Origin of the sequence: Pseudomonas sp. TKO26 (assembly GCF_003225665.1) — a bacterium.
In the GTDB taxonomy this organism is placed as follows: domain Bacteria; phylum Pseudomonadota; class Gammaproteobacteria; order Pseudomonadales; family Pseudomonadaceae; genus Aquipseudomonas; species Aquipseudomonas saponiphila.
This window is the reverse complement of sequence record NZ_QKLN01000001.1, coordinates 574,652-598,509: the sequence shown is the minus strand read 5'-3', so window position 1 is coordinate 598,509 and position 23,858 is coordinate 574,652. Positions and strand designations below refer to the sequence as shown.

Below are 23,858 nucleotides of genomic sequence, written 5' to 3'. Positions count from 1 at the left end.
CAGATAAAGCTAAAGAGCAATGCCGGATTTGGCGGCAACGGCGTTCGCACCATCGCTTTCGCCGGCAAGCCGGCTCCTACAGGACAAGGGGGGAATGGGCCATGTCGTTGACCTTGCGCCAGGTGCGCTATTTCGTGGCCACGGCCGAGATCGGGCAGATCTCCCAGGCGGCGATTCACTTGAATATCTCGCAATCGGCGGTGACCACGGCGATCAAGGAACTGGAGGCCATGCTCGCGGTGCAGTTGTTCGTGCGCTCGGCCCAGGGCATGAACCTGACCGATGCAGGGCGGCACTTTCTCAACCGCGCCTACGTGATCCTGCGCAGCGTCGAGGATGCCCTGAACAGCCCGTTGCCGGACTACCGGGCCAGCGGCGTGCTGCACCTGGCGGCCAGCTACACGGTGATCGGCTACTTCCTGCCGCACCACCTGCAGCGCCTGGAACACTGGCACCCGGACGTCACCATCGAGCTGCATGAACAGGAACGCCAGGCCATCGAACAAGGCTTGCTGGAAGGCCGCTTCGACATGGCGGTGGTGCTCACCGCCAACCTGACCCACCCGGACATCGTCTCGCAGACCCTGTTCAACTCCGAGCGCCGGCTATGGCTGCCGGCCCACCATCCGCTGTGCGAGCGCACCAGCATCAGCCTGGCGGACGTGGCCGCTGAGCCGTTCATCCTGCTCACCGTCGACGAAGCCGAACAGAGCGCCATGCGCTATTGGGAACAGGCCGGCCAGCAGCCCAACGTGCGGGTGCGCACCAGCTCGGTGGAAGCGGTGCGCAGCATGGTGGCCAACGGCAGCGGCGTGGCGATTCTTTCCGACCTGGTGCACCGGCCCTGGTCCCTGGAGGGCAAGCGCATCGAGACCCTGAGCCTGAGCGATGCGGTCACGCCGATGAGCGTGGGGCTGGCCTGGCATCGCGAACGCACCTTCACCCCGGCGATGCAGGCCTTGCGTGCCTACTTCCACGACGCCTTCCTCGCGCCCCAGCAACACCTGGCACGACGCTGAGCCCCCTCGCAGCCGCTGCCGAGCCCCGGCGAGGCTGCGAAAAGGCCCACTGGACCTTGCCTGGCGATCGCCTGCCAAACCAGCAGTGGCCTCAGGATTCTTGCGTCTGCTGCGTCGCAATGCCGCCTAAGCCGTTCGTCGCCTGCGGCAGCGGCTACAGGGCTGATTCAGGGGCAGGTCCAGCGCTGCGCGGCGGCGGCGATCTGCCCGGCCAACTGGGCGATGGCCTGCTGGTGGGCCTGGACCAGGCTGCTCAGTTCGATACCCGCCGGCTGACGGATCTGACTGCTGCAGGTCAGGTGGCGGGCCGGGCCGCCCTCGCCCCGTTGACGCAGGCTCCAGACCACATCGATCAATGCATAACGTCCGGGCAGGGATTCGAAACGCCGCACATCGGTCTGCAACGACAGCACCGGCCGCCCGGGCTGCTTGGGCAGCCCTTCAAGGTTGCGGGTGCCGAGTTTCTGCTCCATCTGGCTGGCCAGCGCATCGTGGAATTCGTCCACCAGCGGAGCGCTCCAGCGCTGAGTTTCGAGGATCGCCAGGCTGCCGCTGTCCTGGCGCACCACCAGTTGCGGCTGGTCCACCTGCACCGGAATGCGCACCGTGGACATCTCGAACTGCAGATTGCCGGTGCGTGCCGCAGCGCTGCCCTCGGGCACCGGCGGCAGCAAGGTGTAGTAGCGGGTGGGCGCGGAACTGCAGGCGGCCAGCCCCAGGGTCAGGCAGAGCAACAGGGCACGGGTTTTCATGGCTGGGCTTCCGGTACGGATTCGCGAACAGAGGAGGATGGCGACTGGTAGGCATCCGGTTGGTTGTCTTTGAGGCGCCCGCGGATCAGCGCCTCCGGATGACGCCCGAGGAAGTCGCTGAGCACCCGCACCGAACGCGCAGTGCGCTGCACCTCTTCCATGGCCTGGCTAAGCTTCTGCCGTTGTGGCGAGTCCTCGGAGAAACTTTCGTTGGCGCTGGCCAGGGTCTTCTTCGATTGCTCCAGGGTGTCGCGCATCTGCGGCAACACTTCGCCGTTGACCTGCTTCAGGGTCTTCTGCATTTCCACCAGGCTGCCGTTGAGGTTGGCGGCAATCGAATCGATCGGCAGCTTGCTGATCTTGTCCACCACCGCCTGCAACTGCTCCTGCAACTTGTCCATGCTGCCCGGGATGGTGGGGATCTCCAGCGGTCGTGCCGCGGCGTCGAAAGCCACCGGCTTGGCATTGGCGACAAAGTCCAGGGAGATGTACAGCTGTCCGGTCAGCAGGTTGCCGCTGCGGGGCTGGGCCCGCAGGCCGTTCTTGACGAAGGCGCCAATCAGCTTGGCCGAGCGCGCATCGTCTTCGCCGCCGGTCTGCTTCAGCAGTTTTTCGTGGGCCTTGCCCAGGCGCTCGGGATAGATCACCGCGCCGACCAGGGTCGGGAAATACTTGCGCTGCTCGTCGTAGTCCAGGTCCATGGACACCACCTTGCCGATGTTCACCCCGAGGAACTCCACCGGGGCATTCAGCGACAACCCGCGCAGGGCCTGGTCGAAACGCATGCGGATGTAATAGGGCGCGCCGTCCGGCGGGGCCAGGGCGGTGTCCTGGTCGCCGAACAAGGTGTACTCGGCATTCTCCTCGGCCGGCTGGGCATTGGGGCTGTACTTGGGCTCGACGAAGGCAATGCCGCCGGCGAGGATCGACGACACCGACTCGGTGTTGACCTTCAGGCCGTTGGCGCCGAGGGTCACGTCGACGCCGCTGGCGTTCCAGAAGCGGGTGTCGGTGGTGACGTACTTGTCGTTGGGCGCGTTGACGAAGATCTTCACGTCCACGCCCTTGCCGCTGTTGGCCAACTGGTAGGACACCACCTGCCCCACTTCGATGCGCCGGTAGTAGACCGGCGAACCGATATCCAGCGAGCCCAGGTCATCGGTGTGCAGGGTGAAGCGCTTGCCCTTCTGCCCATAGGTGATGGGCGGCGGGGTCTCCAGGCCCTTGAAGCTGTCCTTGCGCTTTTCCGAGCGGCCGGCGTCGGCACCGATAAAGGCCCCGGACAACAGGGTATCGACCCCGGAAACGCCATTGGCGCCGATCCGCGGGCGCACCACCCAGAACATCGAGTCGTCGGCGGTAAAGGGTTCGGCGGACTGATCCAGCTCGACCTTGGCCAGCACCTTCTTGCGGTCGTCGCTCAAGGCAATGGCGGTCACCTTGCCGATCACCACGTTCTTGTACTTGACCTGGGTCTTGTTGGCCTCAAGGCCCTCGGCGGTCTGGAAGCTGATGGTGATTTCCGGCCCCGCCGACAGCGACTTGTGCACCACCATCGACAACCCCACCAGGGCCGCGACGATCGGCACCAGCCACACCAGCGAGACATTGAAGCGCCGCGTGCGCAGCGCCGGAGCACCAGGCGCGGGCCGGGAATTTGCTGCGTTGGAACCTGGATGCTCAGACATCTTCAACCTCTGCGTCCCAGATAAGCCGGGGATCGAAACTCATGGCCGCCAACATCGTCAGCACCACCACCAAACCAAAAAACAGAATGCCCATGCGCGGATCGATGGAGCTCAGGGCACGAAACTGCACCAGGGCCGCCACCAGGGCCACCACCAGCACGTCGAGCATCGACCAGTAGCCGATCAGCTCGATGAAGCGGTACAGCTTGGCCCGCTCGCGCTGGGCCCAGAGGCTGCGGCGCTGGCAGGTCACCAGCAGCGTGCCGAGGACCAAGAACTTGCTGCAGGGCACCACCACGCTGGCAATGAAGATCAGCAGGGCGATGTCCCAGGAGCCATGTTTCCAGAACTCCACCACGCCGCTCATGATGGTGTTTTCACTGGCGCTGCCAAAGATGCTGGTGTGCATCACCGGCAGCAGGTTGGCCGGGATGTAGAAGATCAGGCTGGCCAGGAGAAAGGCCCAGGTGCGCGCCAGGCTGTTGGGCTTGCGCGCATGCACCACGGCATCGCAGCGCGGACAGCGGTGCTCGAAGTCCTGGCAGACCTGGCCGCAGGTATGGCACAGCATCAGTTGGTAATCCCGGGCGTAGGGCGGCGCACTCATCAGTAGCGGCCCTCCAGGTCATCCCAGAGGTAGCGGATGTCCTTGCCGGAAATCAGGATGATCAGCACCGTGAGCATCGCCAGGGCCCACAGCCCCATCCCCGGGTGCACATCAAGCATGCCCGCCAGCTTGACGATGGCCACCAGGATGCCCAGCAGGCACACCTCGAGCATGCTCCAGGGGCGCAGGTGTTCCAGGGCCCGCATGCAGGCCTTGAAGCCCGGCGCCGCGCGGCCGACGTTGGCAAAGCCCAGCACCCAGCACAGCAGGATGATCTGCAGGCACGGGGCGAGAATGATGGTCAGCCCGGTGATCGCCGCGATCAGGCTGATGCGGCCCTGGGCCAGGGCCTCCACCGATTGCCAGAGGGTTGCCTCGTTGCTCAGGCCTTCGAGGCTGATCTTGATCACCGGAAACAGGTTGGCGAAGACGAACAGCAACCCGGCGGTGATCGACAAGGCGAACAGCTGCTGCACGCTCAGGTGCCGGGCACGGGCCAGCAACGCACCGCAGCGCGAGCACTGGGCGGCCTGGCCTTTGCCGAGCGGCACGGATTCGTACAGCGAATCGCAGTGCTCGCAGATGATCCAGTTGCGGGAAATAGTCATGGTCTTCAGATAGTCGGGAGTGCGGCAGGTTCAGTGACAGGAACCTGCTGACGCATATTTTCAGAAAAACCCCGGGACAGTGTCCAGTTTTCTCTGCTGCTGCGCCGCCGCTGTCCTAGCCATGATAGGCGCCCCGGAGATTTTCGCCGCCCGCAAGCCGAGGCGGTCGATCCCGGAGCGCCTTTGCGCTCAATGGGCCAGACGCGCTTGCAGCCACTTGTCCCGCAGCACGTCGTAGGCCCAGTGATAGAGGTAGGTGTAGGGCAGGAAGAACAGCAACACGCCGATGTCCAGGATGAAAGCCTGCAACAGGCTGATATCCAGCCACCAGGCAATCAGCGGCACACAGAAAGCCACCAGCCCGCCTTCGAACAGCAAGGCATGCAGGACCCGGGTCCTGGCGCTGTGTTCAAGCCCCAGGCGCTTGAGCAAACGATCGAACAGACCGTTGAACAGCACGTTCCAGCCCAGGGCCAGAAGGCCGATGGCAAGGGTCACCAGGCCCATGTCGGCCATGGGCTTGTCCATGATCCAGGACAGCAGCGGAGTACAGATCGACACCGCCAGCAGCTCAAAGGCTACCGCCTGGAAAATACGTTCGGTAAGGGATTTGGGCAGGCTCATTGGCGTACTCCTGAAGTGAAGGTGCTGGCGATCATCCAGGAGCAGGCCGATACTTGATAATCAATAACCATCGATCAAGGCGATAGTCCATGGCCTCACATGAAGTACTCCTGGCGTTCGTCCAGGCCGCCACCCAGGGTTCGTTTTCCGCGGCCGCACGCAAGCTGGGCAAGAGTCAGTCCACCATCAGCGCGGCGGTGGCGAGCCTGGAGATCGACCTCGATGTACAGCTGTTCGACCGCAGCAGCCGCAAGCCCGGGCTGACCCCGGCCGGACATGTGCTGCTGCAGCGCGCCGAAGAAATCCTCGCCGCCACCAGCCGCCTGGAAATGGCCGCCAGCCAACTGTCCCGGGGGATCGAAGCGAAACTCACCATTGCCCTGTCCGACACCTACCAGTCGGATCGTTTTGAAAGCTGCCTCAGCGCCTTCGAGCAGCGCTACCCGGACCTGGAGCTGGAATGCCTGATCGCCGAATGCGATGACCTGATCGCCCTGGTGCAAAGCGGCCGGGCGCACATCGCCTTTGCCGAGAAGCAGGACCATTACCCGGCGGACCTGGAGCACCAGACCCTGGACGAACGGGGTGAAATCTCTCTCTACGTATCGCGCAAGCATCCCCTGGCGCAGTTGGATCAAGTCGATGAACAAGCCCTGCGCCAGCACCGGGAACTGCGTCTGGCGACCGTGCTCAACCCCTACGAGAGCCGCAGCCAGGGCCGGGTCTGGTCGGCCCCCAGCTACCTGATGCTGCTGGAGATGGCCCAGGGCGGCTTTGGCTGGGCGCCCCTGCCACGCTGGCTGGTGGAAGGCTTCGGCGCCGGCAGGTTGCAGGAGCTGCAGGTCCGTGGCTGGCCGCGCAGCGTGGCGGTGGATGCGCTCTGGTCGCGCCTGCATCCACCGGGTCCGGCGGGCAGCTGGTTGCTGGCGCGGATGCTGCAATGACCGCGCTCCGCCAGCCGCCCTGAATCGCCAGGGTCTAGCAGGAGCCGAGCTGGGCCAGGCGCTGTTCGAGAAAGCGCCGCTCGGGGTCTTGCCGGGCCAGGGCCAAGGCGTGCTGGTAGGATTCGCGCGCAGCGGCGATCTGCCCCAGTTGCCGGCAGAAATCGGCCCGCGCGGCATGGGCCAGGTGGTAATCCTGCAAGTCGCCACGGTCCAGGATGGCTTGCACTTGCTCCAGCCCGGCAGCCGGCCCGTCGCGCTTGGCCAGGGCCACGGCGCGGTTGAGCTGGATCACCGGGGAAGGCTGCAAACGCAGCAGGACGTCATACAGACCGACGATCTGCGCCCAGTCGGTGTGTTCGGCACTCGCGGCTTCGGCATGCACCGCGGCAATCGCCGCCTGCAGGCAATAAGGCCCAGCCTGGCCACTGCGCAGGCCGCGCTCCACCAGGGCGCAACCTTCCTCGATCAAGTCCTGCTGCCACAACGAACGGTCCTGCTCATCCAGCAGGATCAACTCGCCAGTGGCGGATATCCGCGCCGCGCGCCGTGACTCGTGCAGCAGCATCAGCGCCAGCAGGCCCATCACCTCAGCCTCGGGCAACAGCTCCAGCAACAGGTAGCCCAGGCGGATGGCTTCGCGGGTCAGCTCATCTCGGGTCAGTTCGGTGCCCATGGAGGCCGAGTAACCCTCGTTGAATACCAGATAGATCACCCGCAGCACGCTCTCCAGGCGCTCGGGCAATTCACTCAGTTGCGGCACCTGATAGGGAATCCCGGCGTCGCGGATCTTCGCCTTGGCGCGCACGATGCGCTGGGCGATGGTGGCCGGGGCGACCAGGAAGGCCCGGGCGATTTCCTCGGTGCTCAGGTCGCAGATCTCGCGCAGGGTCAACGGCACCTGGGCATCCGCCGCCAATGCCGGGTGGCAGCAGGTGAAGATCAGGCGCAGGCGGTCATCCTGCACATCCTCGACGCTCCAGTCGTCCTGTTCGAGCTGTTCCAACTGGCTGAGCAGCGCCGCCTGGGAAGCCGCGAAGCGCGCCCGTCGGCGCAAGGCGTCGATCGCCTTGAAGCGGCCGACCGACACCAGCCAGGCCCGGGGGTTGTCGGGCACGCCATCGGCCTGCCAGCGTTCGACGGCCACGAAGAAGGCCTCGTGCAGCGCCTCCTCGGCCAGGTCGAAGTCCCCCAGCAGGCGGATCAGGGTGGCGAGGATGCGCCGCGACTGCTCGCGATAGACCTGCGCCACCTGCTTCGCCAGCGCCTCCCGGTCCGGCTCGGCCATCAGTCCGGCAGGCCCTGGGTCACCAACGCCACCAGGCGCTCCAGGCTCTGCCCCCAACCGTCATGAAAGCCCATGGCTTCGTGAGCCCTGCGGTCGGCTTCGCTCCAGTGCATGGCCCGGGCGGTGTAGAGGGTCTTGTCGCCCTGCTCCTCGAAGGTCACCTCAGCGGTCATGAACGGCTTGCCCGATGGGATCCAGCCCGGCAGGTAGGCATCGGTAAACACCAGCCGCGACGGGGCGTCGATCTCCAAAAACACCCCCATGGTGGGGTACTCGCTGCCGTCCGGAGCGCGCATCAGGGTGCGAAACCGGCCGCCGACCCACAGGTCCATTTCGCACTCAGGGGTGGTCATGCCATGGGGTCCCCACCACTGGGCCAGCAAGGCCGGCTCAGTCCAGGCGCGAAACACCTTGTTGCGCGGCGCGTCGATCAAGCGGCTGATCGACAGTTCATGCTCGGCGGGCCCGCGGCCCGCGGTTTGGAATGTCATCGCCAAACTCCTGTTTATCGTTGTTTTCAGGGATTCAACTCACGTACCGGACGCACTTCGACGCTGCCGACCCGGGCGGCCGGAATATGCCCGGCGACCTGGATCGCTTCATTCAGGTCCCGGGCCTCGATCAGGTAGAAACCCGCCAGCTGTTCCTTGGTTTCGGCGAACGGGCCATCGGTGATCGACAGCTTGCCGCCGCGCATGCGTACCGTGGTGGCGCACTGCACCGATTGCAGCGCCTCGGCGGCGAGCATCCGCCCACTGCCCTGCACCGACTCGGCATAGGCCAGGCATTCGGCGTCCTCGGGACTGTCGGGCAGGCTGTGCAGCAAGCGCTCGTCGCTGTAGACCAGGCATAGGTATTTCATGGGCACCTCCGGACTCGGGCTGAGCAACTATGGTCGCTGTTTGGCGCTTTGGCGAACAGCGCGCTGTTCAGGGTTGCAGGTCGAACAGGGTGGTCCCGGTGAGCATGTCGAACGGCGCCGACCAGTGTTCGTGCACCACCTGCCACTGACCATCGCGACGTTGATAGGCGGCGCTGACGCGCATCCAGCAGGCCTTGGTCACGCCCTCGGCGTCGGTGCCGCCGCAATGGGCCAGCCAGTGGGCGAAGGCCAAGGTTTCGTCGGCCCGCACCTGCAGTTGGTGAAACTCGAAAATGCCCGGGCCGGGGCAGACCTGCATGCACGCCTCCCAGTGCGCGCGATAGGCGGCCTTGCCCTTGAATTGCAGGGCACCGACCGCATCGAAGGAGGTGATGTCATCGGCGTAATAGCTGACGATGCGCTCGATATCCCGGGCCAGCACCGCCTGCTGCCAGTGATCGATCAGGCTGCGCACCTGCGCTTCGTTGGATGAATTGAGCATGGCCAAACTCCTCAAGAGTGAAATCAACCGCGGTTGAACAGCCACTGCATAGGTAGCCTTGACTGTTCGGTTCACCCCTAGTCGCCTGGCTATCGGCGCAATCGACACGCCACGGAAAAAATTTATCCGCTGGGCAAAATCGCTAGAATCCGCCCCCTTCCTCTCGATCGGATCGCCTTGCCCGTGACCACACGCCTAGTGCCTTATGAACAGCTCGACAGTCACCAACATGCGCGCTTGCTGAAGCTTGAGGTGCGGCCCGGGCAGAAGGCCTTCAGCGGCGACATTCACGGCGCGCTGCACACCCTGGCTAATGCGCCCCAAGGCGCGATCAAGGGCTTTGCCCTGCTCAACGACGAGTGGCCGGTGGCCTTTGTACTGCTCAAGCGCCCGCCCTGCCTGCCGGCCTGGGCCGACGCTAACAGCGCCAGCCTGCACGCCCTGCAAGTGGACCAGCGGTTCCAGGGCCGGGGCTTCGGCCAGGCCTGCCTGCAAGCCATTCCCGCCGCCGCGCGCCTACAGTGGCCCGGGCTCAAGGGCCTGAACCTGGCGGTGGACGACGACAACCAGCCGGCCCTCAAGCTGTACCGCAAGCTCGGCTGGGTGGAGAACGGCAAGGCCTGCAAGGGCCGGATCGGCTATGAGCGGCGGATGGTGCTGGCGTTCTGAGTCACCCGCATGGGCGCGCAAAGCTGCAGATCCGCCGCGTTGCGCTTCAGTAAACCAAGGCTTTCAAGGCATCAGCGCGCAAGACTCAGCACCATCTCATGCCAGGCCATGCCGCCGTGGTCCGACTCAGACGCCTTGACGTAGACAAAACCAAAGCGCTGGTACAGCGCCACGTGGCGTTCCTTGCACATCAGGTGGATACGCGCCTTGCCCAGCTCGCCCATACGCGCGATGAAGGCGTGCAGCAGTTGCCGGGACAGGCCCAGCCCCTGGAAGTCCGGGTGCACCACCACCGACATGATCACCACTTCGGAACCAGCCGGGTCGTGACCGATCAGCTCCTTGAAGGCTTCATCGGCCATCTGCACCTCGAAGGTGGCGCCGGAGTTGATGAAGCCAGCCACCACGCCCTCCACCTCTGCGACGATAAAACCCTCGGGCCAGGTGGCGATGCGGGTAGCGATCTTGTCCCGGGTCGCGGCTTCATCGCCTTCGTAGGCCAGGGTTTCGATGGCGAAGCAGCGCTCCAGGTCGCAAGGCAGAACGGTGCGGATCAGCGGGGTCGGGGCAGTCATGGGGCGGCAACCTGAAGTCGGTGAAAGAGGGACGGATTCTAGCAAGAGTGGCGCCGCGCAGAGCCTGGCGTATGCAGCGCATAGGGATCATCGGGGGCGCCGTAAAGCTTTCATATAAACCCTGGCAAGCGCGGCGCCCAGGGATTATCTATCAGCTCCCCGACGCCTGCTGACCGGCCCTGTCGAGCCGGTCGGGCCGCGTCTTGCCCACAGGACCTTCCCCATGAGCAACATCCAGATCGGCCTGCTTCTGCTGTTCGGCATCGCCACCTTCGGCTGCATCACCCTGTACATCGACTTCGTGCATGAGCGGCGTCGCGGCGAGAAATCCCTGAGCGGCGCCACGCGCCGGGATCAGAGCCCCACCAGGCGATAACCCACCTGCAACTCGGTGATCAGATGCTGGGGCTGCGCCGGATCGGCCTCCAGCTTCTGCCGCAGATGGGCCATGTGCACCCGCAGGTAATGGGCGCGGTCGACATAGTCCAGGCCCCAGACCTCCAGCAGCAGCTGGCGATGGGTCAGGACCCGGCTCTGACCGCGGATCAGCGCACAGAGCAGGCGGTATTCGATGGGAGTCAGGTGCACCAGTTGCCCTTCGCGGCGCACTTCATGGGTCGCCAGGTCGACCTCGATCACCCCGAAGCTCACCTTGCTGGTGGCCGCTGCCGCGCCGCTCTGGCCATGACGGCGCAACTGCGCGCGAATCCGCGCCAGCAACTCCGGCACACCGAACGGCTTGACCAGGTAGTCGTCGGCCCCGGCATCCAGGGCGGCGACTTTCTCGTCTTCCCGGTCCCGGGCCGAGAGCACCAGGATCGGCACCGCCAGCCAGCCACGCAGCTCGCTGATCAACTGCTTGCCGTCGCCGTCCGGCAGGCCCAGGTCGACGATCACCAGGTCCGGCTGACGACTGGCGGCATGGATCAGCGCGCGCTTGACGCTATCGGCCTCGAACACCTGGAAGCCTTCGTCCTCCAGGGCTATGCCGACAAAGCGGCGGATGTTGGCTTCGTCCTCGACGATCAGGATGCGTGGGCTGCTCATAGGGCTTCCAGGGAAGGCGGTTGTCCCGCCGGCAAAGTGATGACAAAACTCAACCCGGCGTCGGCGTGAGGCTGGGCCTCGATGCGCCCGCCATGGGCTTCGACGATGCGTTTGGCCAGGGCCAGGCCCAGGCCGATGCCGGCCACGGCGGATTCCTGCTGGCCGCGGCTGAAGGCCTCGAACAGGCTGTCCGGGGAGCTGCCCTTGGGGCAGCCGGGGCCGGAATCGCTGACCTGCAAGATGATCTGCTGGTCGACCTGACGGGCGCTGATCTGCACCAGGGTGCCGGCCGGAGTGTACTTGGCGGCGTTGTCCAAAAGGTTCACCAGCACCCGCTCCAGCAGCAGCGCGTCCACTTCCACCAGGGGCAACTGCGGCGCCATGGCCACTCGCAACTGATGCTTGGCCAAGGGCTCGCGCAACTGGCGCAGGGCGCTGCCGACAATTTCTTCCAGGGAGTTCCACTGGCGCTTGAGGCGCACGCCCCGCTCCTGCATGCGTGCCATGTCCAGCAGGTTCTCGATCAGGCGCTGCATGGACGAGGCCTGATCGTGGATACCCGCCAGCAGCTGCTTGAGCGGGCCCTCGGTGGCGTGGGGCAAGGCGGCGTCGGCGGCGCCGATGATGGTGGTCAAGGGCGTGCGCAGGTCATGGGAAATGGCCGCCAGCAGGGTGTTGCGCATGCGCTCGCCTTCCATCTGCACCACGGTGCTCTGGGCCACTTCGACGTAATGCACGCGCTCCAGGGCAATCGCCAGCTGGCTCATGCAGGCTTCCAGCAGGCGCCGCTCCTCCGGTTCGGCCAGGCGTTCGGCATCTGCCAGTTCCAGCACCAGCACCCCGCGCACCCGCATCGGCGCCTTGAGCGGCAGGTAGCAGCCCTTGGCCGCCGCCAGGGTGTCGGTGCCGCGCCCCGCCGGCTGGGCGTGGTCATAGGCCCACTGGGCGATGCTTTCGTCGATGGCCAGGGCATTGGCGCTCAAGGCCCGCACGCGATTGTCGGCATCCGGCAGCGCCAGCCCGACCCGGGCCTCGAACACCCCGCTGAAGGTGCGCAGGGCCACGGCGCAGATCTGCTCCTCGGTCAGCGCCGCCGACAGTTCCCGGGCCAGTCCGGCCAGGGAAGTGGCGCGGCGCTCGCCCTCGGCGGCGGTGCGCGCCTGGTGGCGCAGGCGCGCGGTGAGCTGGCCGGTGATCAGGGCAATACCGAGCATCAGGGCGAAGGTGAAGAAGTACTGGGTGTCGTTGACCGTGAACGACCACACCGGCTGGACGAAGAAAAAGTCGAAGCACAACACCGCCAGCATCGCCGCCCAGACGCCCGGGCCACGCCCAAAGCGCAAGGCCACCAGGACCACGGTGAGCAGGAACAGCATGACCACGTTGGCCGGGTCGAACACCTGGAGCAGCAGCGCCGCCACCGCGGTGGCGGCAAAGCACGCCAGGCTGGCCCACAGGTAGGCCGGTACGCGGCTCGGCGGCAGCCCGGCCTCGGGTTTGTCCGCAGCTACCGGACGCCGGCTCAAGGGGCCGTTGGCGATCACGATCTGATCGATTTCCGGGTGCTGGCGGCTGATCCGGTCGCTCACCGACTGGTGCCAGAACTGCCAGACCTTGCGCGGGTAATGGCCCAGCACCAGGCGGTTGGCATTGTGCTCGCGGGCACAGGCCACCAGTGCCTCGGCCACGTCCAGGCCCGGCAGCGTCGCGGTTTCGGCGCCGAACTCGGCGGCCAGGGCCAGGGTCTTCATCGCCGCTGCATAACGGCTGGAGCCCTGGCCACGGCGCTGCGCCGAGGCCACGTGCACCACCATCCAGTCGGCTTCGAGCTTTTGCGCCAGGCGCGCCGCCTCACGCACCAGGCGTTCGTCCGCCGGATCACCGGCCACCCCCACCAGCAGGCGCTCGCGGGCCGGCCACAGGGCATTGATCGAGCGTTCGCGGCGGTAGTCGCGCATCTGCGCATCGACCCGGTCGGCGGTGCGGCGCAGGGTCAGTTCGCGCAGGGCCAGCAAGTTGCCCTTGCGAAAGAAATGCCGTGAAGCGCGCTCGGCCTGCGGCCCCATGTAGACCTTGCCGTCCTTGAGGCGACGCAGCAGATCATCCGGCGGCAGGTCGATCACCAGCACTTCGTGGGCTTCATCGAACAGGTGATCGGGCACCGTTTCGCGCACACGGATGCCGATGATGCCGCTGACGATGTCATTGAGGCTTTCCAGATGCTGGACGTTGAGGGTGGTCCAGACATCGATCCCGGCCCGCAGCAGTTCTTCCACGTCCTGCCAGCGTTTGGGGTGACGCGAGCCGGGGACGTTGCTGTGGGCCAGCTCGTCCACCAGCAGCACTGCGGGACGCCGCGCCAGGGCCGCGTCCAGGTCGAATTCGGGCAAGGCATAGTCGCGGTGCATCAAGCGGTGACGCTCCAGCACTTCCAGGCCTAGCAACAGCTCGGCGGTTTCCCGCCGGCCATGGGTTTCCACCACCCCGGCCACCACATCGCGGCCCTGGGCCACTTCGCTGCGGGCGGCGGTGAGCATGGCGCAGGTCTTGCCGACCCCGGCGTTGGAACCGAAGTAGATCCGCAGCTTGCCGCGCTGGGCCGCCTGCTCTTCCTGTTGCAGCTTTTCCAGCAGCGCATCGGGGTCGGGGCGCCCGTCGCGGGACGGGGAACTCGCATCGAGCACAGTCATGAGCTTCCTTAAAATGAACAATGCGGCGCTCCGGGGAGCGCCGCATTGTCAGTCCTTGCCTCAGACCAGGCCAAGCCCGGCCAGCAGCATGTCGATCAGCTTGATCCCGGCAAAGGGCACCAGCACCCCGCCCAGGCCATAGATCAGCAGGTTGCGGTTGAGCAGGGCCGCGGCGCCGATGGACCGGTACTTCACCCCCTTGAGCGCCAGGGGGATGAGGAACACGATGATCAGCGCATTGAAGATCACCGCACTGAGAATCGCCGAGTTCGGGCTGCTCAAGTGCATCACGTTGAGCGCCGCCAACTGCGGGTAAGTGGCGACGAACGCGGCCGGTACGATAGCAAAATACTTGGCCACGTCGTTGGCCACGCTGAAGGTGGTCAGGGCGCCGCGGGTCATGAGCATCTGCTTGCCGACTTCCACCACCTCGATCAGCTTGGTCGGGTTGCTGTCCAGGTCGACCATGTTGCCCGCCTCTTTCGCCGCCTGGGTGCCGCTGTTCATCGCCACCGCGACGTCGGCCTGGGCCAGGGCGGGGGCGTCGTTGGTGCCGTCGCCGGTCATGGCCACCAGCCGGCCCTTGGCCTGGTAGTCGCGGATCAGTTGCAGCTTGTCCTCGGGACGGGCCTCGGCGAGGAAGTCATCGACTCCGGCTTCCACGGCAATCGCCGCCGCGGTCAGGCGGTTGTCGCCGGTGATCATCACGGTCTTGATGCCCATGCGCCGCAGTTCGGCAAAGCGCTCCTTCATCCCGCCCTTGACCACGTCCTTGAGTTCCACCACGCCCAGGGCCTGGGCGCCGTCGCTGACCACCAGCGGCGTGCTGCCGCGCCGCGAGACTTCATCGACCTTGGCCTGCAAGGCCGGCGGGAAGCTGCCCCCCAGGGCTTCGATGTGCCGGCGAATGGCATCGGCGGCGCCCTTGCGGATGCTGCGGCCGTCCGGCAGGTCGACGCCGCTCATGCGGGTCTGCGCGGTGAAGGGCACGAAGCTGGCGCCCAGGGCCTGGATGTCGCGGCCACGGATGTCGAACTTCTGCTTGGCCAGCACCACGATGCTGCGGCCCTCGGGGGTTTCGTCCGCCAGGGAAGCCAGCTGCGCGGCGTCCGCCAGCTCGCTGTCCTTGATTCCCGGTGCCGGCACGAAGGCGCTGGCCTGGCGATTGCCCAGGGTGATGGTGCCGGTCTTGTCCAGCAGCAGCACGTCGACGCCCCCCGCCGCTTCCACAGCGCGCCCGGACGTGGCGATGACGTTGGCCGACATCATGCGGCTCATGCCCGCCACGCCGATCGCCGACAACAGGCCGCCGATGGTGGTGGGAATCAGGCACACCAGCAACGCCACCATCACCGTGGCGCTGATCACGCTGCCAGTGCCGCTCATGGCCACGGCGAAGATCGAGTACGGGCTCAGGGTCACGATCACCAGCAGGAACAGCAAGGTCAGGCCCACCAGGAGAATGGTCAGGGCCACCTCGTTGGGCGTCTTCTGGCGCTTGGCCGATTCCACCATGGAGATCATGCGGTCCAGGAACGACTCGCCGGGGTTGACGCTGATGCGCACCACCAGCCAGTCCGACAGCACCTTGGTGCCGCCGGTGACCGAGGAAAAGTCGCCCCCGGCCTCGCGGATCACCGGCGCCGATTCACCGGTAATGGCGCTCTCGTCCACCGTGGCCACGCCTTCGATGACCTCGCCATCCAGCGGCACCAGGTCGCCGGCTTCGATCAGCACCACCATGTCCTTGCGCAACTCGCTGGCAGCCATGGGCAGCCAGGCCGCGCCATGCCTGGGCTGCTGCAACAGCTTGGCCAGGGTCTGGCGCTTCATGCCCTTGAGGCTGGCGGCCTGGGCCCGGCTGCGGCCCTCGGCCAGGGCTTCGGCGAAGTTGGCGAACAGCACGGTGAACCACAGCCACAGGGTGATGCTGAGGATGAAGCCACTGGAGGCCTCGCCCGCACCGCCCAGGGACTGGAACCAGAGCAGGGTGGTGAGGATGCTGCCCAGGTAGACCACGAACATCACCGGGTTCTTCCACTGCGCCTGGGGCAACAGTTTCTTCACGGCATCCAGGCACGCGGTGAGCAATAGCCCACGGTCGAACAACGCTATACGAGGGTTGCTACTCATGATCGACGTCTCTTACTCACTGGCCGCAACGGGCGAGGAATGCAGGGGCGCTTGGGCATCCAGCGCCAGGTTGAGTTGCAGCACATTGACCCGGGGCTCGCCGAGCAGGCCGAAGGTGCGGCTTTCGCTGTGCGCCTGCAGCAGCGCCTGCAGCTCGGCTGGCGGCAGGTTGCGCAGGCGGGCCACCCGGTTCAATTGCAGCTGGGCGTTGGCCAGGGAGATGTGCGGGTCCAGGCCGGAGGCCGAAGCGGTCACCGCGTCCACCGGCACCGGGATGTCCGCCGCCAGGCCGTTGAGCTGGCGATAGGCGCTGACCCGCGCGGCTACGCTGTCCAGCAGCTTCTGGTTGGTGGGGCCCAGGTTGCTGGCACCGCTGGCCCCGGCGTTGTAGGGCTGGGGCACGCTCTTGCTCGGGTCCAGCGGATCGCTGCCCAGGGTCATGCTCGGGCGGCCCTGGAAATACTCCGGGCGACTGAAGGACTGGCCGATCAGCTTTGATCCCACCACCAGGCCGTCACGCTGCACCAGGCTGCCCTGGGCCTGGAACGGGAACAGCAGGTTGGCCAGCAGCGTGGTCGCCAGCGGATAGGCCAGCCCGGTGAGCAGCATGAAGAACACCGCCGACACCAGCACCGGGCGCAACAGGCCCTGGAACAGCACCACAGGGGTGTCTTGGGTTTGCATTTGCGTAGTCATCACAACCCCTTATTTGTAGGTCTGGCCGGCCAGCAACTGCAGTTGCTCCACCAGCGGGCCGAGCGCGAGGGCCGGCAGGAAAGTCAGGCCACCGACCACCAGCACCACGAACACCACCAGCAACATGAACAGCGGCGTCGCGGTGGGAATGGTGCCGGCACCGGCCGGGATGTTCTTTTTCGCCGCCAGGGAACCGGCCACGGCCAGCATCGGCAGCATGGTGAAGAAACGCCCCATGAGCATCGCCAGGCCGATAGTGGTGTTGAAGAACGGCGTGTTGGCATTGAGCCCGGCAAACGCCGAACCGTTGTTGGCGGTGCCCGAGGCGTAGGCGTAGAGCACCTCGCTGAAGCCATGGGGGCCGAGGTTGTTGAGGCTGTTCATGGTGTCCGGCCACAGCGCTGCCAGGGCGGTGAAACCGAGGATGCAGATCGGATGCGCGAGCACCGAGAGCATCACCAGCTTGATCTCCCGGGCCTCGATCTTCTTGCCGAGGAATTCCGGGCTGCGGCCGATCATCATGCCCACCAGGAACACCGTCAGCAGGGCGTACTGGATCAGGTTGATGAAGCCCACGCCGTCACCGCCGAACACACAGTTGAGCATCATCTGCGCCAGAGGCACGAAGCCGCCCATGGGGGTCAGCGAGTCATGCATGGCGTTCACCGAACCGGTGGTGGCACCGGTGGTGGTGGTGACGAACAGCGCAGTGTCGGCGATGCCGAAGCGCAGTTCCTTGCCTTCCATGTTGCCGCCGCTCTGGGTCGCCGACAGTTGCTGGTCGACACCAATCTGGGTCAGCAGCGGATTGCCGCCCTGCTCCGCGCTGAAGACGATGGCCAGGAAGCCGATGAACATCACCAGGAAGGTGCCGAAGAACACCCAGCCCTGACGCCGGCGCAGCAGCATGCTGCCGAAGGCGTAGGTCAGCGCCGAAGGGATCAGCAACATGCTGAGGATGTGCAGGACGTTGGTCAGCGGCGTCGGGTTCTCGAACGGGTGGGCGGCGTTCATGCTGAAGAAGCCACCGCCGTTGGTGCCGATGTGCTTGATCGACTCGAAGCTGGCCACGGCGCCGACGATCAGCTGCTGCTGGGCGCCTTCCAGGGTGGTGGCCAGGGCCTCGGAATCGAGGGTCTGGGGCATGCCCTGCCAGACGTAGACCAGAGCCATGACCAGGCACAGCGGCAACATCACCCGGTACAGGGTGCGGGTGAAATCGACCCAGTAGTTGCCGATATCCGCCGAGCTGGAACGGCTCAGGCCGCGAATGAAACCGGCCGCCGCGACAACCCCGGCGGTGGCGCCGACGAACATCAGGAAGGTGATCACCGCCATCTGGCTGAAGTTCGACAGGCTGCTTTCCCCGGAATAGGCCTGCCAGTTGGTGTTGGTGATAAAGGACGCGGCGGTGTTGAACGCCAGGTCCGGGGTCTGCGCCGCCAGCCCCAGGGGGTTGAGGGGCATGACGCTTTGCAGGCGCAACACCAGGTAGCCCAGGAGCATCATCGCCGCATTGGACAGCAACAGCGCCGAGCCATAGCGGGCCCAGCCCATGGTTTCAGCGGGATTGATCCCCAGCAGGCGATAGGTGGCCCGCTCCGGCAAGGCATGGCCACGGCCGCTGAAGACCCGGGCCAGCCATTGGCCCATGAGTACGGCGAGCCCGGTCATTACCCCGAGGATCACCGCGTATTCCAGCACAGTACTCAACATGTCGATGCTCCGTTCAAATCTTGCCCATGGCGACGATGACCAGGGCCGTCAGTACAAAGAACCCCAGGGACAGGCCCACGAAGATCAGGTCGTACATGGCTGGTTTCCTTTCTCGTAAATGCCCGGACGGGCGAATGAAAATGCCGGGGTAGCGCTGGGTGCGGTCATCAGAATTTCTCGGCACGGATCAGCGCGTAACCCAGGTAGACGAACAGCAGCACGGCGCAGAAAGCGCTGGCGCCGTAGATGAATTCCAGTGTCAGCAAGGCTCTTCCCCTCAATTCATTGAGGCGGCGCCGCAAGCGCAGCTAGCGGCCCGCAGCGCAACCGGTCAGAGCGCCCGGGAACGGGCGCCGGCAGGGAGTCGGGAACACCTCGTCCACCACTCTCCTCTGCGCCACGCAGGTTAGGTGAGGGCGTATCAAGGTCGGGCACTGATTGCCGGGGGCGGTATTAAGACGGCGTATAGATTGCGCGGCAGGCGGGGAAAATCGGGGGCCGGACCGCGCCCCCGAGGGGATCATGCACTTTTGAGGGGCAACCAGACTTCCACCACGCCAGTGCCGGTGTCAGGGTTGAAATCGGCGCTGTAGCGCTCGAACTCCGGCGCATCGGCGGCCTCGCGGCCAGACTGGGGCAGCCAGGTGTTCCAGATGTAGTTGAAGGTCTGGGGCAATTCCTGCAGGGAACCACCATGCTCGAACACCGCGTAGTTCTGCGGCTGCACTTCGATCCAGCGATAGCGCTCGGGCAGATCATCGAGCTTGCTGATCTCGACCCCGGCCAGGTATTCGAAGCTGCCCTGGCCATCGGGGTTGCAGCAGACGCCGTAGGTGACCTCATCCACCTGCCCCGGCACCCGGCCGATGTGGGGGATGAAACGCTGCCACAGCTGGCCGATGTCCTGGCCGGCGCCTGGGGTAAACCGCTCGCTGAAGCCGGCGATCAGCAGAAAACGCTCTCTTTCGAAGCGCGGTTCGGGACCTGCGCCCTGTTTTTGCTCATCCATGAATGCCACTCCTGCCGCAGAAATGATGGGTTCGGCAGCAAGTATAGAAGCCAATCGCCGGGGCCTGGATCAGAGCGCCGGAAGGTCGGTCACGCCGGCGCCGACGATGAACTCCTGATAGCCGGATAGAATCACGTACACCGCGAAATAGCAGAAGATCGCCGCAGATGCCAGGTAGGAATAGCGCAGCAGCTTGTCCCCCAAGAGCTTGCCGCCCTGGGTCGCGGCCAGACACAGGCCCAGGGTCCAGAGCAGCCCGGCACAGAAGAAACCGGCGAGGAACAGCCCGGAATTGGCGATCCCGCCGCCCCCGGATCGGGCAATCAGGGTGCCACCCACGGCGGCGAACCAGAGGATCGCGCTGGGCGAGGACATGGCCAGGAAGATCCCGCGCAAGAACTCCTTGCGCGGCGAGCCGCGGTCCGCCTCCCCGGCCGTGGCCAGCACCGCGCTGTGGTGGAGCGCGGCGTAAATCATCTTCGCGGCGAAGTACACCAGCAGCGCCGAACCGCCGAGCCACAGCACCCAGCGCACGCTTTCGTACTGCAGCAGCACGGTCATCCCGGCCAGGGCCAGCAGCGCGTAGATCAGGTCGCCGACGCAGGTCCCCAGGCCCAGGCAGAAGCCCTGGAAATAGCCGCGCTGCATGGCCAGGGTAATCATCGCGATATTGGCCACGCCGATGTCCAGGCACAGTGAAAGGCTCAGCAAGAAGCCGCTGGTAAACTCCATCATTCATCCCGTTTGACGTTGTTGTTCGAAGAGCTGCCGAGGTCCGCCGAGCCCTTGAAAATCAAGCCGGCAGAGCTGGTTCGCAGCCCTTGCAGGCAAAAAGCGTGCACGTTATAGCGGCAAATCATCGGCCCTCGCAAATCCCCCCGGCGTCGCGAAAATAATTTTCCGCCCCTCTGGACAAGCCGCCGGCGCCGCCCTTATCGTCTGCCCCGCAGGCCACCGCAGTGGCCAACGTCGCTCGGACGGTTCCGGGCGCTTACGTCTTTTCGAGGCAACAATGGCCGAACAAGGTTCGCCGCGCCGCTTTGCGCGCATCGATCGTCTTCCCCCTTACGTTTTCAATATCACTGCCGAGCTGAAGATGGCTGCGCGTCGGCGCGGCGAAGACATCATCGACTTGAGCATGGGCAACCCCGACGGCGCGACTCCGCCGCACATCGTCGAAAAGCTGGTGACCGTTGCCCAGCGTGAGGACACCCACGGCTACTCCACCTCCAAAGGCATTCCACGGCTGCGCCGGGCGATTTCCCGCTGGTACAAGGACCGCTACGAGGTCGACATCGACCCGGAAAGCGAAGCCATCGTCACCATCGGCTCCAAGGAAGGCCTGGCGCACCTGATGCTGGCCACCCTGGACCAGGGCGACACCGTGCTGGTGCCCAACCCCAGCTACCCGATCCACATCTATGGCGCGGTGATCGCCGGCGCCCAAGTGCGCTCGGTGCCACTGGTGCCCGGGGTGGACTTCTTCGCCGAGCTGGAGCGGGCCATTCGCGGTTCGATCCCCAAGCCGAAGATGATGATCCTGGGTTTCCCCTCCAACCCCACCGCCCAATGCGTGGAGCTGGACTTCTTCGAACGGGTGATCGCCCTGGCCAAGCAGTACGACGTGCTGGTGATCCACGACCTGGCCTACGCCGACATCGTCTACGACGGCTGGAAAGCCCCGTCGATCATGCAGGTGCCGGGAGCCAAGGACATCGCGGTGGAGTTCTTCACCCTGTCCAAGAGCTACAACATGGCCGGCTGGCGCATCGGCTTCATGGTCGGCAACCCGGAGCTGGTCAGCGCCCTGGCGCGGATCAAGAGCTACCACGACTACGGCACCTTCACCCCGCTGCAGGTGGCGGCGATTGCCGCCCTGGAAGGCGACCAGCAATGCGTGCTGGACATTGCCGAGCAGTACCGGCAGCGCCGCAACGTGCTGGTCAAGGGCCTGCATGAACTGGGCTGGATGGTGGAGAACCCCAAGGCCTCGATGTACGTCTGGGCCAAGATTCCCGAAGCCTACGCGCACCTGGGCTCCCTGGAGTTCGCCAAGAAGCTGCTGGCCGAGGCCAAGGTCTGCGTATCGCCGGGGGTGGGTTTCGGTGAATACGGCGACGATCACGTGCGCTTTGCCCTGATCGAGAACCAGGACCGGATTCGCCAGGCGGTGCGCGGGATTCGCGGCATGTTCCGCGCCGACGGCCTGGTGCAGAAAAGCTGAGACTCCTTCAGCCACAAAAAAACCGCAGTGATGCGGTTTTTTTGTGGCCGTGCTGGCGGTTTTTTGCGGGCAAGCCCGCTCCTACAGGCGAAGCTCTTAAACCACCAGCGACAACAGCAGGATAAAGATCAGGCCCACCACCGAGAGGATGGTTTCCATGGCCGTCCAGGTCTTGAAGGTTTCGGCCACGGTCATGTTGAAGTACTGCTTGACCAGCCAGAAACCGGCGTCGTTGACATGGGACAGGATCAAGGAGCCGGCACCGGTGGCCAGCACCAGCAGCTCGCGGTTGACCCCGGGGATCATCCCCACCACCGGCACCACGATGCCCGCGCCGGTGATGGTGGCCACGGTGGCCGAACCGGTGGCGATACGAATCACCGCCGCCACCAGCCAGGCCAGGAGGATCGGCGAGATCTGCGCGTTGACCGCCATGTGCCCGATCACATCACCCACGCCGCTGGTCACCAGCATCTGCTTGAAACCGCCGCCGGCACCGATGATCAGGATGATCGCCGCGGTCGGCGCCAGGCTGGCGTCGAGCAGGCCGAGGATCTGCTTGGAGCCGATGCCCTGCTTGTAGCCGAAGGTATAGAGCGACAGCAGCAAGGCCAGCAGCAAGGCGCTGATCGGGTGGCCGATCATGTCCATCCACAGGCGGAAGAAGTGCCCGTCCGGCAGCGCCACGTCGGCGAAGGTCTTGAGCAGCATCAGGAACACCGGCAGCAGCACGGTGAGCAGGGTCACGCCGAAGCTCGGCAGGTTCTGCGAGGTGTTTTCACGGGCCAGCTGGTCCACCAGCTCCTGGGACGGATGACCCGGGATGTACTTGGCAATGAAGGTGCCGTAGATCGGACCGGCAATGATGGCGGTCGGCAGGGCAACGATCAGGCCGTAGAGAATGGTCTTGCCGATGTCGGCGCCGAACACGCCGATGGCCAGCAGTGGCCCCGGATGCGGCGGCACCAGGCCGTGCACCGCCGACAGGCCGGCCAGCAGTGGAATGCCGATCTTGATCAGCGACACCCCGGTGCGCCGGGCGACGATGAACACCAGCGGGATCAGCAGCACGAAGCCGATCTCGAAGAACAGCGGGATGCCCACCAGGAAGGCGGCGAACATCATCGCCCATTGCACCCGCTCCTTGCCGAACGAACGGATCAGGGTCTGGGCGATCTGATCGGCGCCGCCGGACTCGGCCATCATCTTGCCGAGCATGGTGCCCAGCGCCAGGATGATGCCGACAAAACCGAGCACGCCACCAAAGCCGTCCTGGAACGCCTTGATGATCTTGTCCACTGGCATGCCCGAGGTCAGGCCGAGGAACCCCGCGGCGATGGTCAGGGCAATGAAGGGATGCAGCTTGAATCGGGTGATCAACACGATCAGGCCGATGATAGTGACCACTGCATCAACCAGCAGATAGGTCTCTTGGGACATGCCAAACATGGGATTGCCTCCGGTTTGTTGTTTTTATTTAAGCGTTAAAAACAAGGGCCGAGTGGGATAGCGCTACCTATTTCGAACCGACGCTTAGCGCGAAGGTTCAAGGCCATGCTCCATCCACCATTGGTTGGCCAGTTCGGCCAGGCGCTGGACGCTCAGGGTGCTGGCATCCAGGGCCAGGGTGAGCGGCTCCCCCACCGGGGATTCGAGGGTGGCGAACTGACTGTCGATCAGGGTCGAAGGCATGAAGTGCCCTGGCCGGTGTGCCACGCGATCGGCGGCGACTGCCGGCGTCAGTTCGAGAAAGATGAAACCCAGGCCGGGGGTGGCGGCGCGCAGGCGTTCACGGTATTTGCGCTTGAGCGCCGAGCAGGTCAGCACCGGACGCTGGCCGGCGGCCAGGGTACGGCGCAACTCCTCGCACAGGCTGTCGAGCCAGCCGGCGCGGTCGTCGTCGTCGAGGGGAATGCCGGCACTCATCTTGGCGATATTGGCGGCAGGGTGGAACGTATCGCCTTCAATGGCCGTGGCGCCGCTGCGCTGGCACAGGGCCTGGCTGACGCTGGATTTGCCACAGCCGGCAACACCCATGATGACCAGGGCGGTAATTGGTTGACTCATGTAACACCTCAGCGCGCAGACAGCGCTACCTTCGCTAGTTCTAGTTCTAGTACAAAAACAGTGTCTGCCGACGCCTTCTTGTCATTTTTGTGGGTTGCCGCGTATATAGTCCGCCAAACCAAAGAGCGAGGGTCAGGCACA

Annotated in this window: 26 protein-coding genes; 5 read left to right on the top strand and 21 right to left on the bottom strand. The window is 65.2% G+C overall.

Going from position 1 to position 23,858, the window contains the following annotated elements; genetic code table 11:
• Nucleotides 1-101: 101 nt before the first annotated feature.
• Entirely contained in the window at nucleotides 102-1,019 is a 918-nt protein-coding gene (locus DNK59_RS02925) for a LysR family transcriptional regulator (protein ID WP_092311516.1), read from the top strand.
• A gap of 167 nt (nucleotides 1,020-1,186) precedes the next feature.
• Here DNK59_RS02925 and DNK59_RS02920 read toward each other — a convergent pair whose 3' ends face one another.
• The 5 genes from DNK59_RS02920 to DNK59_RS02900 all read right to left on the bottom strand — a co-directional run bounded on the left by DNK59_RS02920 (nucleotide 1,187) and on the right by DNK59_RS02900 (nucleotide 5,298).
• The gene (locus DNK59_RS02920) at nucleotides 1,187-1,771 is read right to left on the bottom strand and encodes a membrane integrity-associated transporter subunit PqiC (RefSeq protein ID WP_092311513.1); all 585 of its coding nucleotides are present in this window, start codon (nucleotides 1,769-1,771) and stop codon (nucleotides 1,187-1,189) included.
• Nucleotides 1,768-3,459: an intermembrane transport protein PqiB gene (locus DNK59_RS02915; protein WP_110722211.1), complete on the bottom strand. Its 1,692-nt coding sequence runs from the start codon at nucleotides 3,457-3,459 to the stop codon at nucleotides 1,768-1,770. The genes DNK59_RS02920 and DNK59_RS02915 overlap by 4 nt, the downstream gene beginning before the upstream one ends.
• On the bottom strand, nucleotides 3,452-4,066 hold the full coding sequence (locus tag DNK59_RS02910; RefSeq protein ID WP_110722210.1) for a paraquat-inducible protein A: 615 nt from the start codon (nucleotides 4,064-4,066) through the stop codon (nucleotides 3,452-3,454). The genes DNK59_RS02915 and DNK59_RS02910 overlap by 8 nt, the downstream gene beginning before the upstream one ends.
• Entirely contained in the window at nucleotides 4,066-4,674 is a 609-nt protein-coding gene (locus tag DNK59_RS02905; RefSeq protein ID WP_092311507.1) for a paraquat-inducible protein A, read from the bottom strand. The genes DNK59_RS02910 and DNK59_RS02905 overlap by 1 nt, the downstream gene beginning before the upstream one ends.
• Nucleotides 4,675-4,863: 189 nt before the next feature.
• Complete coding sequence (locus DNK59_RS02900) at nucleotides 4,864-5,298, bottom strand: multidrug/biocide efflux PACE transporter (RefSeq protein WP_110722209.1); 435 nt, start codon at nucleotides 5,296-5,298, stop codon at nucleotides 4,864-4,866.
• Between the two features lie 89 nt (nucleotides 5,299-5,387).
• Between DNK59_RS02900 and DNK59_RS02895 the strand changes: the two genes are divergently transcribed.
• A complete protein-coding gene (locus DNK59_RS02895; RefSeq protein ID WP_110722208.1) occupies nucleotides 5,388-6,242 on the top strand; it encodes a LysR family transcriptional regulator in 855 nt (284 codons plus the stop codon).
• A gap of 34 nt (nucleotides 6,243-6,276) precedes the next feature.
• Here the strand turns inward: DNK59_RS02895 and DNK59_RS02890 are convergent, their stop codons facing one another.
• The 4 genes from DNK59_RS02890 to DNK59_RS02875 all read right to left on the bottom strand — a co-directional run bounded on the left by DNK59_RS02890 (nucleotide 6,277) and on the right by DNK59_RS02875 (nucleotide 8,891).
• Nucleotides 6,277-7,527, bottom strand: a complete 1,251-nt coding sequence (locus tag DNK59_RS02890) for an RNA polymerase sigma factor (RefSeq protein WP_110722207.1) — start codon at nucleotides 7,525-7,527, stop codon at nucleotides 6,277-6,279.
• Nucleotides 7,527-8,018, bottom strand: a complete 492-nt coding sequence (locus tag DNK59_RS02885; RefSeq protein WP_110722206.1) for an SRPBCC family protein — start codon at nucleotides 8,016-8,018, stop codon at nucleotides 7,527-7,529. The genes DNK59_RS02890 and DNK59_RS02885 overlap by 1 nt, the downstream gene beginning before the upstream one ends.
• A 26-nt stretch (nucleotides 8,019-8,044) precedes the next feature.
• Nucleotides 8,045-8,389 carry a YciI family protein gene (locus DNK59_RS02880; protein WP_016968142.1) on the bottom strand — a complete coding sequence of 115 codons (345 nt, stop codon included), beginning with the start codon at nucleotides 8,387-8,389 and terminating at the stop codon, nucleotides 8,045-8,047.
• A gap of 67 nt (nucleotides 8,390-8,456) precedes the next feature.
• A complete protein-coding gene (locus tag DNK59_RS02875; protein WP_092311491.1) occupies nucleotides 8,457-8,891 on the bottom strand; it encodes an SgcJ/EcaC family oxidoreductase in 435 nt (144 codons plus the stop codon).
• 183 nt (nucleotides 8,892-9,074) lie between these two features.
• Here DNK59_RS02875 and DNK59_RS02870 point away from each other — a divergent pair, with 183 nt between their 5' ends.
• Nucleotides 9,075-9,560, top strand: coding sequence for a GNAT family N-acetyltransferase (locus DNK59_RS02870; protein WP_110722247.1), 486 nt, complete (start codon nucleotides 9,075-9,077; stop codon nucleotides 9,558-9,560).
• Between the two features lie 71 nt (nucleotides 9,561-9,631).
• On the opposite strand, the gene DNK59_RS02865 is transcribed toward DNK59_RS02870, so the two are convergent.
• Nucleotides 9,632-10,135, bottom strand: a complete 504-nt coding sequence (locus DNK59_RS02865; RefSeq protein WP_110722205.1) for a GNAT family N-acetyltransferase — start codon at nucleotides 10,133-10,135, stop codon at nucleotides 9,632-9,634.
• A gap of 223 nt (nucleotides 10,136-10,358) precedes the next feature.
• Here DNK59_RS02865 and DNK59_RS31885 point away from each other — a divergent pair, with 223 nt between their 5' ends.
• Nucleotides 10,359-10,511, top strand: coding sequence for a hypothetical protein (locus DNK59_RS31885; RefSeq protein WP_167365627.1), 153 nt, complete (start codon nucleotides 10,359-10,361; stop codon nucleotides 10,509-10,511).
• Here DNK59_RS31885 and DNK59_RS02860 read toward each other — a convergent pair.
• From DNK59_RS02860 to DNK59_RS02825, 9 genes are all read right to left on the bottom strand, one after another.
• Entirely contained in the window at nucleotides 10,490-11,182 is a 693-nt protein-coding gene (locus tag DNK59_RS02860; RefSeq protein WP_092311482.1) for a response regulator, read from the bottom strand. The two genes, DNK59_RS31885 and DNK59_RS02860, sit on opposite strands and share 22 nt — an antisense overlap.
• Nucleotides 11,179-13,872, bottom strand: a complete 2,694-nt coding sequence (locus tag DNK59_RS02855; protein ID WP_110722204.1) for a sensor histidine kinase KdpD — start codon at nucleotides 13,870-13,872, stop codon at nucleotides 11,179-11,181. Before DNK59_RS02855 ends, DNK59_RS02860 begins: the two co-directional genes overlap by 4 nt.
• Nucleotides 13,873-13,932: 60 nt before the next feature.
• Entirely contained in the window at nucleotides 13,933-16,005 is a 2,073-nt protein-coding gene (gene kdpB, locus DNK59_RS02850; RefSeq protein WP_110722203.1) for a potassium-transporting ATPase subunit KdpB, read from the bottom strand.
• A 12-nt stretch (nucleotides 16,006-16,017) separates the two neighbouring features.
• Nucleotides 16,018-16,701: a potassium-transporting ATPase subunit KdpC gene (gene kdpC, locus DNK59_RS02845; protein WP_110722202.1), complete on the bottom strand. Its 684-nt coding sequence runs from the start codon at nucleotides 16,699-16,701 to the stop codon at nucleotides 16,018-16,020.
• Nucleotides 16,702-16,710: 9 nt separating this feature from the next.
• Nucleotides 16,711-18,417 carry a potassium-transporting ATPase subunit KdpA gene (gene kdpA / locus DNK59_RS02840; protein WP_110722201.1) on the bottom strand — a complete coding sequence of 569 codons (1,707 nt, stop codon included), beginning with the start codon at nucleotides 18,415-18,417 and terminating at the stop codon, nucleotides 16,711-16,713.
• A 13-nt stretch (nucleotides 18,418-18,430) separates the two neighbouring features.
• Nucleotides 18,431-18,601, bottom strand: coding sequence for a hypothetical protein (locus DNK59_RS31880; RefSeq protein ID WP_167365626.1), 171 nt, complete (start codon nucleotides 18,599-18,601; stop codon nucleotides 18,431-18,433).
• Nucleotides 18,585-18,683: a K(+)-transporting ATPase subunit F gene (gene kdpF / locus DNK59_RS02835; RefSeq protein WP_092311467.1), complete on the bottom strand. Its 99-nt coding sequence runs from the start codon at nucleotides 18,681-18,683 to the stop codon at nucleotides 18,585-18,587. The genes DNK59_RS31880 and kdpF overlap by 17 nt, the downstream gene beginning before the upstream one ends.
• Nucleotides 18,684-18,937: 254 nt before the next feature.
• Nucleotides 18,938-19,426, bottom strand: coding sequence for a GyrI-like domain-containing protein (locus tag DNK59_RS02830; protein WP_092311464.1), 489 nt, complete (start codon nucleotides 19,424-19,426; stop codon nucleotides 18,938-18,940).
• A gap of 69 nt (nucleotides 19,427-19,495) precedes the next feature.
• Nucleotides 19,496-20,158, bottom strand: a complete 663-nt coding sequence (locus tag DNK59_RS02825; protein ID WP_110722200.1) for a LysE family translocator — start codon at nucleotides 20,156-20,158, stop codon at nucleotides 19,496-19,498.
• A gap of 280 nt (nucleotides 20,159-20,438) precedes the next feature.
• Between DNK59_RS02825 and alaC the strand changes: the two genes are divergently transcribed.
• Nucleotides 20,439-21,650, top strand: coding sequence for an alanine transaminase (gene alaC / locus DNK59_RS02820; RefSeq protein WP_092311458.1), 1,212 nt, complete (start codon nucleotides 20,439-20,441; stop codon nucleotides 21,648-21,650).
• 96 nt (nucleotides 21,651-21,746) lie between these two features.
• Here the strand turns inward: alaC and DNK59_RS02815 are convergent, their stop codons facing one another.
• Together DNK59_RS02815 and DNK59_RS02810 are read right to left on the bottom strand one after the other, a co-directional pair.
• The gene (locus tag DNK59_RS02815) at nucleotides 21,747-23,099 is read right to left on the bottom strand and encodes a GntP family permease (protein ID WP_092311455.1); all 1,353 of its coding nucleotides are present in this window, start codon (nucleotides 23,097-23,099) and stop codon (nucleotides 21,747-21,749) included.
• 84 nt (nucleotides 23,100-23,183) lie between these two features.
• Nucleotides 23,184-23,717 (bottom strand): gluconokinase, encoded by a 534-nt coding sequence (locus tag DNK59_RS02810; protein ID WP_110722199.1) that lies wholly within the window; start codon nucleotides 23,715-23,717, stop codon nucleotides 23,184-23,186.
• Between the last annotated feature and the right edge of the window lie 141 nt (nucleotides 23,718-23,858).

What these genes read in the sequence shown, in the direction of transcription:
- DNK59_RS02860 (WP_092311482.1), bottom strand. Translation starts at nt 11,182, where the DNA reads ATGAGCAGCCCACGCATCCTGATCGTCGAGGACGAAGCCAACATCCGC.
- DNK59_RS02815 (WP_092311455.1), bottom strand. Translation starts at nt 23,099, where the DNA reads ATGTTTGGCATGTCCCAAGAGACCTATCTGCTGGTTGATGCAGTGGTC.
- DNK59_RS02895 (WP_110722208.1), top strand. Translation starts at nt 5,388, where the DNA reads ATGGCCTCACATGAAGTACTCCTGGCGTTCGTCCAGGCCGCCACCCAG.
- DNK59_RS02855 (WP_110722204.1), bottom strand. Translation starts at nt 13,872, where the DNA reads ATGACTGTGCTCGATGCGAGTTCCCCGTCCCGCGACGGGCGCCCCGAC.
- DNK59_RS02905 (WP_092311507.1), bottom strand. Translation starts at nt 4,674, where the DNA reads ATGACTATTTCCCGCAACTGGATCATCTGCGAGCACTGCGATTCGCTG.
- alaC (WP_092311458.1), top strand. Translation starts at nt 20,439, where the DNA reads ATGGCCGAACAAGGTTCGCCGCGCCGCTTTGCGCGCATCGATCGTCTT.
- DNK59_RS02900 (WP_110722209.1), bottom strand. Translation starts at nt 5,298, where the DNA reads ATGAGCCTGCCCAAATCCCTTACCGAACGTATTTTCCAGGCGGTAGCC.
- DNK59_RS02875 (WP_092311491.1), bottom strand. Translation starts at nt 8,891, where the DNA reads ATGCTCAATTCATCCAACGAAGCGCAGGTGCGCAGCCTGATCGATCAC.
- DNK59_RS02890 (WP_110722207.1), bottom strand. Translation starts at nt 7,527, where the DNA reads ATGGCCGAGCCGGACCGGGAGGCGCTGGCGAAGCAGGTGGCGCAGGTC.
- DNK59_RS02830 (WP_092311464.1), bottom strand. Translation starts at nt 19,426, where the DNA reads ATGGATGAGCAAAAACAGGGCGCAGGTCCCGAACCGCGCTTCGAAAGA.
- DNK59_RS02915 (WP_110722211.1), bottom strand. Translation starts at nt 3,459, where the DNA reads ATGTCTGAGCATCCAGGTTCCAACGCAGCAAATTCCCGGCCCGCGCCT.
- DNK59_RS02865 (WP_110722205.1), bottom strand. Translation starts at nt 10,135, where the DNA reads ATGACTGCCCCGACCCCGCTGATCCGCACCGTTCTGCCTTGCGACCTG.
- DNK59_RS02920 (WP_092311513.1), bottom strand. Translation starts at nt 1,771, where the DNA reads ATGAAAACCCGTGCCCTGTTGCTCTGCCTGACCCTGGGGCTGGCCGCC.
- DNK59_RS02925 (WP_092311516.1), top strand. Translation starts at nt 102, where the DNA reads ATGTCGTTGACCTTGCGCCAGGTGCGCTATTTCGTGGCCACGGCCGAG.
- DNK59_RS02810 (WP_110722199.1), bottom strand. Translation starts at nt 23,717, where the DNA reads ATGAGTCAACCAATTACCGCCCTGGTCATCATGGGTGTTGCCGGCTGT.
- DNK59_RS02825 (WP_110722200.1), bottom strand. Translation starts at nt 20,158, where the DNA reads ATGGAGTTTACCAGCGGCTTCTTGCTGAGCCTTTCACTGTGCCTGGAC.
- DNK59_RS02880 (WP_016968142.1), bottom strand. Translation starts at nt 8,389, where the DNA reads ATGAAATACCTATGCCTGGTCTACAGCGACGAGCGCTTGCTGCACAGC.
- kdpC (WP_110722202.1), bottom strand. Translation starts at nt 16,701, where the DNA reads ATGACTACGCAAATGCAAACCCAAGACACCCCTGTGGTGCTGTTCCAG.
- DNK59_RS02885 (WP_110722206.1), bottom strand. Translation starts at nt 8,018, where the DNA reads ATGACATTCCAAACCGCGGGCCGCGGGCCCGCCGAGCATGAACTGTCG.
- kdpA (WP_110722201.1), bottom strand. Translation starts at nt 18,417, where the DNA reads ATGTTGAGTACTGTGCTGGAATACGCGGTGATCCTCGGGGTAATGACC.
- kdpB (WP_110722203.1), bottom strand. Translation starts at nt 16,005, where the DNA reads ATGAGTAGCAACCCTCGTATAGCGTTGTTCGACCGTGGGCTATTGCTC.
- DNK59_RS31885 (WP_167365627.1), top strand. Translation starts at nt 10,359, where the DNA reads ATGAGCAACATCCAGATCGGCCTGCTTCTGCTGTTCGGCATCGCCACC.
- DNK59_RS02910 (WP_110722210.1), bottom strand. Translation starts at nt 4,066, where the DNA reads ATGAGTGCGCCGCCCTACGCCCGGGATTACCAACTGATGCTGTGCCAT.